Raw genomic sequence first — 13,834 nt, 5'->3', positions numbered from 1 at the left:
CGGGTTACGTATGTAGAGAGGGATTGGACGTGGCGGTTGACGACTGTCCGGCAAGGCGAGCTGCGGCGACCACGGCTTGTCCCAGGGCGATGCCGCCGTCGTTGGTCGGCACGAGCGTATGAGTCAGGCAGCGCAGGCCGCGGGCCGTGAGCGTATCGATCAAGCCTTCCAATAGCAGAGCGTTCTGCATGCAGCCGCCGGTGAGCGCCACTTCATCGAAGCCATGCGCATGCCGCAGTTGCTCGACCATGTCGGCAACGCTCAGGATCAAGCCTGCATGGAAGCGGGCAGCGATGACGGTGGACGGCACACCCTGCAGCAGGTCGTTGCAAAGCCGCGGCCAAATGCTGCCCGGATCGAGCACGAGCGGCACGGCATCGGGCACGATGTCCAGGCGGTAAGCCTCGCGTTGGCGACCCATCCCGACGGTGAGACAACTTCGCAGCGTAGTGCGATCGGCCAACATTTCCAGGGCGATGGCCGCTTGCCCTTCGAACTGCGTCTGCTCGGCGTGCAGGCCGAGTGCGCCGGCCACGGCGTCGAACAGGCGGCCGGCAGAACTGGCCAAGGGGCAGTTCACGCCATCGCGCAACATGGCGCGCAAGGTCGGAATAGGCTTGGCTAGCAGCGCCCGGCCCAAGCCCGTGCTGCCGTAGCGCATGAGGAAATCCTCCCACTTCATGCAGGCCAGAAGTTGCGCCAAGGTGTTGCGCCATGGTTGTCGGGCTGCCTGTTCGCCACCGAGCATGGCCACCGGCTTCAGGCAAGCCAGCCGGCGGTAGCCGGCGTAGTCGGCGAACAAGAATTCGCCGCCCCACAGGCCGCCGTCGTCACCCATGCCCAGCCCGTCGAAGGCGATGCCAAGCACCGGGCGATGCGTTAGGGCCAAACCGTTTTCCGCCATGGCGCAGGCAATGTGCGCGTGATGATGCTGCACGGCGATACCGGAAATAAGCGGATCGCGCAGCGCCAGCTTGCTGCTCAGGTATTCGGGATGCAGGTCGATGGCGTGATGGCGCGGCGTGAACTCGAACAATCGGCGATACAGGCTGAGATTGCGCTCGTAGTCTTCGTAGGTGTTGACCTCTTCCAGGTCACCCTGGTGTTGCGACAGGACAGCCGCACCCTTTTTCACCAGGCAGAACGTGGACTTGAGTTCGGCGCCGTAAGCCAGGATGCCATCGGCGTGCTCAAAACCCGCGGGTAGGGTGATCGAGCGCGGCGCGTAGCCGCGAGCGCGCCGCAGTAGCCGGGACTGGCCGGCGACAACACGCACCACCGAATCGTCGATGCGGTTGGCGATGTCGCGATTGTGGGTCACGATCACGTCGGCGACGCCGTCCAGCTTGAGCAAGGCTTCGGTGTTGTCGATCAATTGCGGTTCACCGGACAGGTTGCCGCTGGTCATGACCAGGGGGCGGCCGAACTGGTGGCATAGCAGGTAGTGCAGTGGCGTATACGGCAGCATGAAGCCGAGCAGACGGCTATCCGGCGCAATGGCGCTTGCAAGCGTCAGGAGCTTGGCCTCGCGTTGGTTGTGCGCCTCAAGCAGAACGATGGGTGCGGCGGGGCTAGCGAGCAGTTGCTCTTCCAGCGCGGAAACGTGGCAATAGCGGCGCACTTCGGCGAGGTCCGCAGCCATCAACGCGAAGGGCTTGGCCTCGCGTGCTTTGCGCTGGCGCAAGGTGGCGACCGCTGCGTGATGGGTGGCGTCGCAACACAAATGGAAACCGCCCAGGCCCTTCAATGCCACGATCTTGCCTGCGGCCAGTGCACGGCACAGATACTTCAACTGACGCGCTGTCGTCTCGCTCGCGTTGCCGTCCGCGTCGAACCGAAGCGCCGTTCCATGCTCATGCAGCATCAAGCTGGGACCACAAGTGTGGCAAGCGATCGGTTGCGCATGAAAGCGCCGGTCCAGCGGATCGTGGTATTCCCGGTCGCACGCGGGACACATCGGGAAAGCGGCCATCGTGGTCGCCGCGCGATCGTAGGGAATGCCGCGCACGATGGACACTCGCGGTCCGCAATGCGTGCAATTGGTAAAGGGGTAAAGATAGCGCCGCTGTTTGGGATCGCTGATTTCGTCCAGGCAAGCCTGGCAAACGGCGGCATCCGCAGCCACATCGGTGCGACCCGCGGCGTGGCGCGATTCGGTGATGTGGAAACCGCCGTATTCGCGGAAATCCGCACGCTCGGTCGCGGCGATGGAATCGATCTTCGCCAGCGGCGGGGCTTCCTCAGGCAGCCTGCGCAGAAAGTCGCACACATCGTGCGGCATGCCGGCCAGCCGGATCAGTACGCCCTCGCTGTCGTTCAGGACTTCGCCGTCAAGACCGCAGTCGAGGGCCAAGCGGTACACCGTTGGGCGAAATCCCACGCCCTGCACCGTACCTGTGACGCGCACTTCGATGTGTTGCCACACTGTCGACATGGGCCGATCCCTACCCGTAGCTGCATGGGGCCGGCCCAGACCCGGGCCGGGACATGGACCATGCCCTGCGGCGCAGACGGCGCCGCAGGGCCGTGCAGTCAGTTACGACTTCGGATACAGCGGAACCAATGAGGTGAAAATGTGGCTCACCGCGGTATTGGCGGGTTGCCCGGCCGGCTGCGAACCATTGGCATGGCAGCTGAAGCAGTTCGAACCGTTGCTTTGGCTGTTGATGCCCTGATCGTAAGTCTCCATCGTCGAGTTGTTGAGCAGGTTGGTGCCGATCTGGTTGTTGGACTGCACCGTCTGCCCTTTGACGGTCCAGGTCGCCCCGGTCATGATGTAGTTGGCGCGCACGTCACCCTTGGGCATTTGCGTCAGCACACTGCTGTCGGACGAGATGACCTCGGTATTTTCCAGCACGAAGTTCGGCGCGTCCGAGCCCGTACCCCAGGCCTTCAGTAACATGGTGTCGCTGGGCGAGATCGTCTGGCCACTCACCGCCGTGATCTTTGGCGCTGACTTGAAGTCCGCCTTCTGGATGTTGTAGACCGTCGCCTTCGGGGAGGCGAACGCCCAGGCGCCGGCCTGGCCTTGCGGCACCGAGGAAGTTCCGCCCTGGACGTTGGTGTACTGGTAAGCGGAACTTGGCGCGTTGCTGACTTGCTCGAAGGTGGCCCAGGCCATTTCCGGATGCCCGGCGACACTGCCGACCACATGCATGCCCACCATCGCCAGAGTGACCGGCTTGGTCTGGCCGGTAGGAATCCACAGCTTCGGATTACTCCGGTTGTATACCGGTACCGTGGTTTTGACGGTGATGAAATCGCTTGGATTCAAGCCCAGCGCGGGCAGGCCGGCGGTATCGATCCACGAGGTCTTCAATTCCATCGTCAGGGCGACACGGTCCGGCAAGTTTGACCCCTTCGAGGCGGCGTACTTGATCACCGGGGCGAGCTGCTGCGCTGTGGTGGGAAAGAAGCTGTAGCCGCTCGGGCCGGCCGGGAAGGTGCCGTTCTGGGTGCCGGTCTGGAAGTAGGCGTAGACGTCGTTGACCATCGTTGCGTAGTAGACCAGCGACTGGTCTTGCGCCAGCAGTACACCCGAGGTGCCGGCCTGGCCCTGGGTAGGCTCGATGGTGTTGCCGTTGCTGTCCACGAAGACTACCTTGCCGTTCGCTTCGAACGCCTGTACGAAGCTCTTGGTTTCCTCCGGTGTGACCTGGGCCAGTTGCGGTGCAACGCGCAAGGCCAACGTGGTGTCGAGTTTGGGGGCCTTGGGCCGAACGATCTCCTTGTTCGCGGCATCGAAGAACTTGGGCTTCTGCTTGGGCTGCGCCTCGATGCGATGAATCTCGATCATTTTGCCGGCCGCGTTACGCACCAGCGAATTGCCGTCCTTGGCCTGCGAGGCCGGCAGCACTTCGAAGATCTGGCCGTTCTTGTCGGTGACCAGCTGCAGGCCGTGCTCGCCGGCCTGGGCGGCGCGTACGTTGAGCAGGGGCAGGGGATTGTCCGGCTGGTTTTGCGAGTAGGTGCGCTTGCCGTTCTTCGCGCCGGAGACGTTGTAGAAAATCGGCGAGGTGAAGACGAAGCCGTTCGAACCATAGGCTCCAAAGGCCGGCGAGGTGAGCCAGAGGAACATCTGCGCACTCCAGTTGTAGAAGTTGCAGTCGTTCTGGTTCGGAAACTTGATGCTGTCGGCCGGATTGACCGCGCCGTTCAGGCTGGGCTTGCCGCTGGCAAACCAGCTGGCGAACGTGGTTGGCGATACAGCGCACAGCGGTTTGGCATTGGTGGGCACCACCGTTTGTGCGCTGACGAATCCCACTGGCGCCAGCGCCAGCGCCGAAACGCCAAGGAATAGGTAGACCGCACGATCGTTCCGCTTTGTTGCAGCTAGCTTTCTCATCGCTCTCTACTCCTGTGGAAAGTAAGAAAAAGTCGATCAGCAAATTTCTTGCGCGATGTCACGAATCGGTGTGCGCCCCGACATTGGCGGGCGCTGACAGGCAGGCGCTATGAGCTTGCGTTGCGCAAATTCAAACCAAACGGTGGCGCGTCGCGGCCCGGTCGGGCGCGATTTTCTGCAAACGCGATCTATTGGGTGAGTTAGGCGTCCTGGTTGTGACCAGTCGCATGAAAATCGGAACTCACTCCCCCGCTAGATTCCCCCAAATCTACGGCGGGGATAAAACAATGCGCTCCGTGAAATTGGCGTGATGAAGGACCCCCGGGGACTGCACCGGATTCGCCGGTGTCATTGTTTCCGGCCATTCACTTGGCCAAGCCATTCAAGGCCCCCTAAAACCCATCGTCGTTGTTTGAGTCGGTGTCGTAAAGCCACGACCAGCGGTCACTTCCAAGCCAGCCGAGCAAGCGACAGAGATAGAGGAAAATCCCTCCCAGGACGATGAATCCAAGCGTGGGTAGAGCATAGACAGCCATGGGCGCACTGTCAGGCAAGTGGCGGACGTGGTGGACCAGGAATCCCATGGCAAAAAAAATCAGGACGGCCAGTAAACCAAGCAACCATTTGCCCATGGGCCAAGGGGTGCGCGTCGCGTTATCCGGTGTCTGCACAAAGGCCGTTTGCCGCGGTGCTGTTTGAGTGCCGCGCAGATGCTCCGCGCGTAGATGGATGTTTTCCAGCATTTCTGCGCGCAGTTGAATGTATTTTGCCTGGCGAGTGGCTCGATCGGCCTTGGGCAATTCGTTTTCAAGCCTGGACCACAACGCCTGGTCGATGTGCCCCATGCGGGCTTCGTTCTCGGCAGTTTCATAAAAACGTGGCTCAGTCAAAGTGGTCCCCGATGATCCGTGGCGGTGGTGCCGATTTTAATTGGCGACACCATCGGTGCCAAGCAAGCCAAGGACGCCATCATCGTCCCGCAACGTGCGGTCATGAACATCACCATGCGGTGCAAACGGTCTTTATTGCCGGCCGGCAAATCGTCGATAGCATGTAGGCTGGGGTGACAATCACAGCATCGGGATGCCGTGTGGAAAGCTGGGATTGGCATCCTAGCCTACGCGCTGGGTCGCTACGGGGCGCGCATACAGCGTGTTCCGCAAGCGTGTGGCCCCAAGCTTTTGAATTTTTATGACGGGGTGACGTCCAGAAGGCGCGCGGGCCGTGCCCCGCGACTTGGACGGATGACCTTCTCTGCCCTGTGTCGCATGACACACCCTGCGGGCCTTCTGGGCATCATGCCGGGTGGGTGGAATAGATCAATCCTTCCTGGATGCAGCTTTCGTCAAGCTGATCATGATCGGCTCGGCACATGTAACCAAAATACATTTTCGGAAACTTTTTAGAAATAAATCTGTCAGTAGTCCGTATGCTCGATTGCAATGGGCTTCCGGCTCGCTGCGTCGCATCTGCAACAGTCATGGGATTGATGAAACTCAGGAGTGTCAGTGCCCTTAATGGACTAATGACGAAAGCAATGACCGATGCATGCCATGAGCCGTAGCGGTCTTGGGATTGGGCCGCGTGCAAGAAAGCAGGTAGGACGATCTGCTCTTGCTCTCCTTGCCGCAGGCATGTTGACCGCCACCGAAACCGCGACGGCAGAGGATGAGCTGACCTGGCATGGCATGACCTTGTATGGTGTTTACGACATCGGCGTTGCTTATTTGCGTGCAGGTGCCAAAGTCAGTTCCAGCTCGGCCGCGGGCTTGAATTACTTCATCAATAAAACCGCGCATGAATCCCTGGTTTCGATCGCGCCCAACGGCCTGAGCCAGTCGTCCATCGGCTTGCGCGGCAAAGAGAAGATCGCCGGCGATTTCGATTTCATCTTCAAACTGGAAACCGGTTTTTCGCCCCATTCGTTTCGCCTGACGGATGGCTTGCAATCCTACGTTTACAACAATGGGGTGCCGCAAAATCGGCAGCACGCGGCGGGCGACTCCAGCCGTGCGGGGCAGGCCTTCAATGGGCCGGCCTATTTCGGATTCAGCTCCGCAACCTATGGCAGCCTCACGCTAGGGCGCAACAATCTTCCGGACCGGGATGCAATGAGCCAATACGATCCACTCAGCGGATCGTACGCCTTTTCCATTCTCTCCTATTCCAATGCAGCGGCGGGCATCGGCGTTACCGAAGATGGCCGTCTGAATAATTCCGTCAAATACGCTTACCGCTACAAACACGTTCGCGTCAGCGGGCTGTTCCAGCCGGGATTCACCCAAGGCAGCCCAGGCATCGCCAAAGAGATCGACGTCGGCTTTGACCAGGGACGATGGTCGATGGACGTGGCATGGGGTCGCAAGAACACGGCTATTTCGGCAAGTCCGCTCACGGCCGAGCAGATGGCCAAAGGAGCAGCACCGGATTCGCTGGCGGCCACCATTTCGGACAATTCATCCTATTTGGCGATGACCCGGTACAAGCTGGATCACTGGACACTCTATGCAGGTTTCGTGGACCTTCGATACCGCAATCCTTCGCACCCGCTTGCTGTACCGTTGCAAGGGCTGGGCGGGCACTGGTTCAGCGTGGTCAATAATTCCGCTTACCCGCATACCAAGGTCATGAAGGTCTACTGGATCGGTTTTGACCATCCGATCACTGCCAAATTGGATCTGGCGGCAGGCTGGTACTACTACAGTCAGAACGCTTACGGCGTGACAAAGTGTGGGGGTGCCGAGTCCCCACAGTGTAGCGGCAGCCAGACCATGCCAGCGGCGCGGCTGGATTACCGAATCAATCGCCATTTCGATACTTATGCCGGCGCGATGTATTCGCGAGTCAGCGGAGGCATGGCCAGTGGCTATCTGCACAGGTGGAACGTCGATCCCATGATCGGCGTCCGTTTCCGCTTTTAAACGCAAGCCTATCTGCTGAGATGGAACAAGGATGGTTTGAACAATGAGTGCCCCGCAGACCCGTACGAAATCCGCCTTTTCTCCCTGTCGATTCTGGCCGGCGGGCTGGTGGCGGTGGATGGATATCCGCATCGGAATCATTCCTGTGCCTGTCTACGTGCTGCTGCTTGCGTTGCTTGCTGTCATGGCGAGCCAGGGATGGATGCCGGGCGAAATCAACATCGCCATCGCTGTGCTGGCAGTGGGTGGCTTTACCTGCGGGGAGATCGGCAAGCGCTTGCCTTATCTTCGGCACATCGGCGCGGCAGCTATTCTCGCGACCTTTCTTCCATCGTACCTGGTTCATGCGAAGCTGCTTCCGGCTATTGTGGTGGATGGCGTCACCAGCTTTACCAAGTCGTCCAATTTTCTCTATCTTTTCATCTGCATCATCATCGTCGGCAGCATCCTGTCGATGGATCGCCGTGTGTTGATCCACGGCTTCCTCCGCATCTTCGTGCCGCTGGCCTGTGGCTCGATTGCCGCCATGATCGTGGGCACCCTAGTGGGTAGCCTGCTCGGGATGGACGTGCGGCACACGTTCTTTTATGTGGTGATTCCCATCATGGCTGGAGGGATCGGAGAGGGAGCGCTGCCGTTGTCCTATGGTTATGCGGCAGTGCTGCATCAGGAACAGGGCGAAGTATTCGCCCAGGTGCTCCCGTCGATCATGCTGGGAAGCCTGAGCGCCATTTTGCTTTCGGGCCTGCTGAATTTCATGGGACGTAAATATCCACATCTGAGCGGAAGTGGACGCTTGTATCCTGGGCAGGAAAAAGCGGTGAAGGCTCGCGTGGACGGCGATCATGAAGGCACTGGCGTAGATGTCGCGCAGCTCGCCGCTGCGGGAATAACCGGTATCAGTTTTTACGTGCTGGGTTTGCTGGCCTTCCATTTGTTCGGCTTGCCGGCACCGGTCTCGATGCTTTTCATCGCGGTGCTGGCTCAGCTTGGCAGGGCCATTCCACCTGAGCTGCGGCGAGGTGCGAGCCTGGCCTACCGGTTCTTTGCCGTTGCGGTGACCTATCCGCTGCTTTTCGCCATTGGCGTCGCCATGACGCCATGGGACAAGTTGGTGTCGGCCTTGACGCTGAGCAACGGCCTGACGATCGCCTCAACAGTGGCTACGCTGATGCTCACGGGTTTTTATGTGGGCCGTCGCATGGGCATGTATCCGATCGATACGGCGATCGTTTGCGCCTGCCACAGCGGGCAGGGTGGCACCGGCGATGTCGCCATCCTCACCGCTTCGGAACGGATGGCCTTGATGCCCTTTGCGCAGATCGCCACCCGCATCTTCGGCGCCATCACCGTGACGCTGGTGTTGGTGGTTTTCGCCTGGGCAGGCAAGGTTTAACTGACACACCGGTCGGGTTTGGCACCAGCGGCGGCGTACGTATGGGCCCAGCGGGGTTTGGAGGGACCGGGAAGCAAGGATTCGGGCCCGCCAGCGGTCAACAGCTTGTTGACTCCGCTCGTTGTAAGAACGAGCCTGGACACAGTGAGATTGACTCGCGCACTCAGGACGAACGCATGCCGCAAGCCTGGCCGACCATGCGAATCGAGCCCCTCGCGGAAGACGCGTGGCTCCTGCGCTTGGGTACGAGCATCGACTTCGAAGTGAATGCGCGCGTGCATGCGATGGCGGCAGCGCTAAAATCCAGGCTGGCCGAGGTGGAATATGTGCCAGCCTATGCGAGCCTGCTGTTGCGCTTTGATCCGATGAGCTGGCTGGAGGACGACGGCCGTTTTTCCGAACAGCGCCTGCGCGAGGCAATCAACGCTGCACTGGATCAGGCAAGCACTGCAGAAGCAGAGCCCCGCGAGATCACCATTCCGGTTTGCTACGGTGGCGAGGCGGGCGAGGATCTGCTCGACGTTGCATCGTACTCGCAGCTGTCGCCGGAGGAGGTCGTCGCGCGCCATACCCGCGTAACCTATCGCGTGGCCATGCTTGGATTCGCACCAGGGTTTCCTTATCTGCTTGGCCTCGATCCGGCGTTGGCTACGCCGCGGCGTAGCAGCCCGCGTATGAGCGTGCCGGCCGGCAGTGTTGCCATCGGCGGGCAGCAGACGGGCATTTACCCGCAGGAATTGCCCGGTGGGTGGCAGTTGATCGGTCGCACGCCGTTGCGGCTGTTCGATCCGGCTGCCGCCACGCCATCTCTCTTGCAGCCGGGGGATGCTGTTCGCTTTCAGGCGATTGACGAGCATGCATACCAACGCCTCGCCAGCACGTAGGCTGGGATGCCAAGCCCAGCATCCGCAAGCCTGCGGAAAGCGGGAATCGGCATCCTCACTGCGCCATTGTCATGCGGGCAGGCGCTGACGCATGAGCATCGACGTGATCAAGCCCGGCCTGCTCAGCAGCCTGCAAGACGCGGGGCGCCGCAGTTATGCGTCGCTAGGCGTGGGGCGCGCCGGTGCCATGGATGTACCGGCCTGGCGATTGGCCAATGCATTGGTGGGCAACACCAGTGGCGAAGCCGCGTTGGAGATCACGCTGGCCGGTCCCATGCTGCGCTTCCGGCAGGATGCGGTGATTGCCGTTACCGGCGGGGTCATCGAGGCGCGCGCAGACGATCAGCTATTGCCGCCGTGGACGAGCTGCTTTCTACCGGCGGGTACGCTGCTTCGCCTCGGCGGCATACAACATGGTTGTCGCAGCTATCTCGCGGTGCGGGGCGGGTTCGACAGTGCGCCGGTGCTTGGCAGCCGTAGCACCGATCTGCATGCATGCATCGGTCCGCTGGATGGAAGGGCAATTCAGGCCGGCGACGTTTTGACGATCGGTGAACGCGCCGCGGCTCCCTGGTTTCATTCGGGCCGGCACGTGAAGGCACTCCGCTGGGGGCTCGATCCGCAGCCGTGGCTCGGCTACGCTCAGGAACCGCTGGCCTTGATGCGTGGTCATCATTACAACGCGCTTGACGACGCCTCGCAGCAGGCCCTGTTTGCCCAGCACTTTCTCATCAGCAAGGACAGCAACCGTACCGGCAGTCGCATGGATGGCGCATTGCTGCGTCTGCGCCAAGCGCTGGAGCTGGTATCCGAAGCCACGTTGCCCGGCACCCTGCAGCTACCGCCGTCGGGACAGCCGATCCTGCTGCTGGCCGAAGCACCGGTCACAGGCGGCTATCCGCGCATCGGTCAGCTCGCCGCGGTGGATCTTCCGCGCGTGGCCCAACTACGCCCGGGCGATGCCGTATATTTCCGCGAAACCGCCATGGACGAGGCATTACAACGCCTGCGCGAGCGCGAGCAATCGCTGCAGCGCTTGCTTCAACGCATCGAACAACGCCTGGAATCCACATGAAAAGCGCCAAGACGATCGATCTCAACAGCGACCTGGGCGAATCCTTTGGCGCATGGCGCATGGGCGACGACGCTGCGCTGCTCGCCATCGTCAGCTCAGCCAATATAGCTTGCGGCTTTCATGGCGGCGACCCGGACATCATGCGCGGCACCGTCGCCTTGGCCGTTGAGCGCGAAGTAGCCATTGGCGCGCACGTGTCGCTGCCCGATCTGCAGGGTTTCGGGCGTCGCGAGATGGCGGTTACGTCCAACGAAGTCTATGCGCTAACGCTGTATCAGATCGGTGCTTTGCATGGATTCGCGCAAGCGGCGGGTGCCCGGCTGCGGCACGTGAAGCCGCACGGCGCGCTGTACAACATGGCTGCACGTGACTTGAAACTGGCCGAAGCGATCGCACGCGCCGTGCGTGATTTCGATCCCGCGCTGCGCTTGTTCGGCCTGGCCAACTCGGCGCTGATCGACGCGGGCAGGGCAGTGGGCATACCGGTTGTCGCCGAAGCCTTTGCCGAGCGTCGCTATCGCCCTGACGGCAAGCTGCAGCCGCGACGCGAACCGAATGCCTTGATCCAGGAAAGCGACGAGGCGATCGCACAGGCCATGGCAATCGCCCGTGAAGGCCGGCTGCGTGCTGTCGACGGCAGCATCCTGGAATTGCAGGCCGACACCCTGTGCGTGCACGGCGACAGTGCGCATGCGGTGACCTTCGCACGACAATTGCGTGCCGCATTGGAGGCCACCGACATCGGCATCGCAGCCCCGCACCGGACCGGACAGCAGACATGAACTATTGGCCGCTACTGGGCGTCGCGGTCATCATCATCGGCTTCGCGCTGCGCTTGAATGCGGTTCCCGTAGTGGTTTGTGCGGCGCTCGTCAGCGGCTTGCTGGCCGGGCGGCCATTGCCTGACGTGGTGGCGCTGCTGGGCACTAGCTTCGCGTCCTCGCGCATGTTGCTGCTGTTCGTACTAACGCTGCCCGCCGTCGGCCTGCTCGAACATGCCGGATTGCGCGAGCACGCCCAGCAATGGATAGGGCGATTGCGGGGCCTTACGCTCGCGCGCCTGCTGATCGCTTACTTGCTGTTGCGCGAAGGGCTGGCCATGCTGGGGCTCACCGGCATCGCTGGCGCGGCGCAAACGGTGCGTCCGTTGCTGGCGCCGATGAGCGAGGCGGCCGCCGAAAAGATCAATCCGGGCCTTAGCGACGCCGAGCGCGATGAGCTGCGCGCCGTAGCCGCTGCGACCGACAATATTGGCCGCTTTTTTGGCGAAGACGTCTTCATTGCACTGGGCGCAGTGCTGCTCATCCAGGGTTTTTACGCGCAACACGGCATCGATCTTACGCCGCTGAGTATCGCCTTGTGGGCATTGCCCACGGCTATGGTCGCATTTGTGATCCAGTCGGTGCGCGTCTGGCTGTTCCAGCGCCGCCTCGCCCATCACGCCCGCGAGGGCTGAACATGCTGCGCATCGAATACGTCTATCAGTTGATCGCGGCTTTCCTGCTATTCAGCGCGTATTGCAACCTGCGTGACAGGCAGCTTGCGCGTGCCACCTTCTGGCTGCTGCTTGGCCTGCTGTTTGCCGGCGGCGACTTCGTGCTGGCGCAACAGAAAGCCGGCCACCTATGGCCTGCCCAAGCGGCCGGATGCATGGTCATTGCGCTGGCGTTGCTGGCTCCATTGCTTCGTCGTAGGTCGCATCCTGAAGGCTCGAGCAGTTCGGCGCGACTCGCGTCGGCCTCGCGCCTTGGCCATAAGCTGTTTATGCCGGCGTTGCTGATACCGCTGGTGACGTTGCTGGTGGCATTGTTGGGCGCCCATCTCGCGATCGGCGGTATGGCGTTGTTTGCTAGCCGGCAAATGACGTTGACTGGACTTGCCTTGGCCTGTGTAGTGGCGCTGATCGCCACAGCACGCGTGGCGCGGGCGCCGCTGCATCAGGGGCTGGCGGAAGGCCGGCGCCTGCTCGACGCCATTGGATGGGCGGCGTTACTGCCATTGCTGCTGGCAGCTCTCGGAGAGGTGTTTACGCAAAGCGGAGTAGGGTCCGCCATCGCCACGCTGGCGGGCAGGCTGCTTCCCGAAGGTAATGCCTTCCTGTGCCTGCTGCTGTTCGCGCTCGGCATGCTGCTGTTCACCGTGATCATGGGCAACGCGTTTGCCGCATTTCCGGTGATGATGGCCGGCATCGGGCTGCCATGGCTGATACAGCGCTATGGCGCGACCCCGGCCATCCTCGGTTCCATGGGCATGCTATGCGGTTACTGCGGTACGCTGCTGACGCCGATGGCTGCCGATTTCAATCTGGTGCCGGCTGCACTGCTGGAGCTGCGCAATCCCTATGGCGTGATCCGTGCGCAGGCATGGAGCGCGATTGGCATTTTCATCGCCAACTTCGTCATCCTGTGGCTGCTGGTTTTCCGCTAAGTCCTTGGTCCGTATCGAGATCGCCATGAGCAAGCCCCCGCGCATCCTGCTGACTGGCTTCACGCCGTTCGACGGCGCCGACATCAATCCTTCGTGGGAAACCGTGCATGCGCTCGACGGCAGACTCATTGGCGGCCACCTGGTGGTATCGCGCCTGCTGTCCACGGCGTTTGCCGAATCGCAACGCGAACTGTCCTCGATGGTGGACGAAGTCGAGCCGGCGATTCTGCTTGGCGTGGGCCAGGCGGGTGGGCGCAGCCGCCTATCCATCGAGCGGGTGGCCATCAACGTGCAGGATGCCCGCATTGCCGATAACAACGGCGCGCAACCCATCGATGCAGCTGTCGTGGACGATGGTCCCGTTGCTTACTTCAGCACCCTGCCGATCAAGGCCATGCTCAAGGCCTTGATCGCTGAAGGCTTGCCCGCCGAGGTGTCTAACACCGCGGGTACCTTCGTCTGCAACCACGTGGCGTACCTGATGCTGCATCTGGCCGCCCAGCATCGCGACCGGCGCGCGGGCTTTATCCACCTACCGTATCTTCCTTCCCAAGCAGCTCGGCTTCCGGATGCGCCAAGCATGAGCAAGGACGATGGGGTGCGTGCCCTGTGCATTGTCCTTGAAGTTGCCGCAACGCGGCGCGTCGATGAACGTTTTGCCGCAGGCGCGCTGGATTGATATCCGCAGGGAATGCCAAGTAGTTTCATCGGCGTTCCGACTCCATCCCTAGGGATGCTCTGATCTATTCCACGTGCCCGGCATGACGTCCAGAAGGCCCGCAGGGC

General features: G+C 61.5%; 11 protein-coding genes. 8 read left to right on the top strand and 3 right to left on the bottom strand.

The window, feature by feature from the left end; all coding sequences use genetic code 11:
• Positions 1-4: 4 nt before the first annotated feature.
• The 3 genes from hypF to QQJ96_RS04580 all read right to left on the bottom strand — a co-directional run bounded on the left by hypF (position 5) and on the right by QQJ96_RS04580 (position 5,235).
• Positions 5-2,434, bottom strand: coding sequence for a carbamoyltransferase HypF (gene hypF, locus QQJ96_RS04590; RefSeq protein WP_284330784.1), 2,430 nt, complete (start codon positions 2,432-2,434; stop codon positions 5-7).
• 102 nt (positions 2,435-2,536) lie between these two features.
• Positions 2,537-4,345 (bottom strand): hypothetical protein, encoded by a 1,809-nt coding sequence (locus QQJ96_RS04585; RefSeq protein ID WP_284330783.1) that lies wholly within the window; start codon positions 4,343-4,345, stop codon positions 2,537-2,539.
• Between the two features lie 392 nt (positions 4,346-4,737).
• On the bottom strand, positions 4,738-5,235 hold the full coding sequence (locus QQJ96_RS04580; RefSeq protein WP_284330782.1) for a hypothetical protein: 498 nt from the start codon (positions 5,233-5,235) through the stop codon (positions 4,738-4,740).
• A 744-nt stretch (positions 5,236-5,979) separates the two neighbouring features.
• Between QQJ96_RS04580 and QQJ96_RS04575 the strand changes: the two genes are divergently transcribed.
• The 8 genes from QQJ96_RS04575 to pcp all read left to right on the top strand — a co-directional run bounded on the left by QQJ96_RS04575 (position 5,980) and on the right by pcp (position 13,727).
• Positions 5,980-7,266 (top strand): porin, encoded by a 1,287-nt coding sequence (locus QQJ96_RS04575; RefSeq protein ID WP_284330781.1) that lies wholly within the window; start codon positions 5,980-5,982, stop codon positions 7,264-7,266.
• Positions 7,267-7,384: 118 nt separating this feature from the next.
• Positions 7,385-8,662 (top strand): 2-hydroxycarboxylate transporter family protein, encoded by a 1,278-nt coding sequence (locus QQJ96_RS04570; protein ID WP_284330780.1) that lies wholly within the window; start codon positions 7,385-7,387, stop codon positions 8,660-8,662.
• Positions 8,663-8,838: 176 nt separating this feature from the next.
• Positions 8,839-9,546 carry a 5-oxoprolinase subunit PxpB gene (gene pxpB / locus QQJ96_RS04565; RefSeq protein ID WP_284330779.1) on the top strand — a complete coding sequence of 236 codons (708 nt, stop codon included), beginning with the start codon at positions 8,839-8,841 and terminating at the stop codon, positions 9,544-9,546.
• Between the two features lie 91 nt (positions 9,547-9,637).
• Complete coding sequence (locus QQJ96_RS04560; RefSeq protein ID WP_284330778.1) at positions 9,638-10,621, top strand: 5-oxoprolinase subunit C family protein; 984 nt, start codon at positions 9,638-9,640, stop codon at positions 10,619-10,621.
• Positions 10,618-11,403, top strand: coding sequence for a LamB/YcsF family protein (locus QQJ96_RS04555; protein ID WP_284330777.1), 786 nt, complete (start codon positions 10,618-10,620; stop codon positions 11,401-11,403). Before QQJ96_RS04560 ends, QQJ96_RS04555 begins: the two co-directional genes overlap by 4 nt.
• Positions 11,400-12,077 (top strand): DUF969 domain-containing protein, encoded by a 678-nt coding sequence (locus tag QQJ96_RS04550; RefSeq protein WP_284330776.1) that lies wholly within the window; start codon positions 11,400-11,402, stop codon positions 12,075-12,077. The genes QQJ96_RS04555 and QQJ96_RS04550 overlap by 4 nt, the downstream gene beginning before the upstream one ends.
• 2 nt (positions 12,078-12,079) lie before the next feature.
• Positions 12,080-13,048 (top strand): 5-oxoproline transporter, DUF979 family subunit, encoded by a 969-nt coding sequence (locus tag QQJ96_RS04545; RefSeq protein WP_284330775.1) that lies wholly within the window; start codon positions 12,080-12,082, stop codon positions 13,046-13,048.
• Between the two features lie 25 nt (positions 13,049-13,073).
• Positions 13,074-13,727, top strand: a complete 654-nt coding sequence (gene pcp, locus QQJ96_RS04540) for a pyroglutamyl-peptidase I (protein ID WP_284330774.1) — start codon at positions 13,074-13,076, stop codon at positions 13,725-13,727.
• Positions 13,728-13,834 lie beyond the last annotated feature (107 nt).

The sequence above is a fragment of the Dyella flagellata genome (assembly GCF_030160275.1).
GTDB lineage: Bacteria > Pseudomonadota > Gammaproteobacteria > Xanthomonadales > Rhodanobacteraceae > Dyella_B > Dyella_B flagellata.
This window is presented reverse-complemented; position numbering and strand designations above follow the sequence as displayed.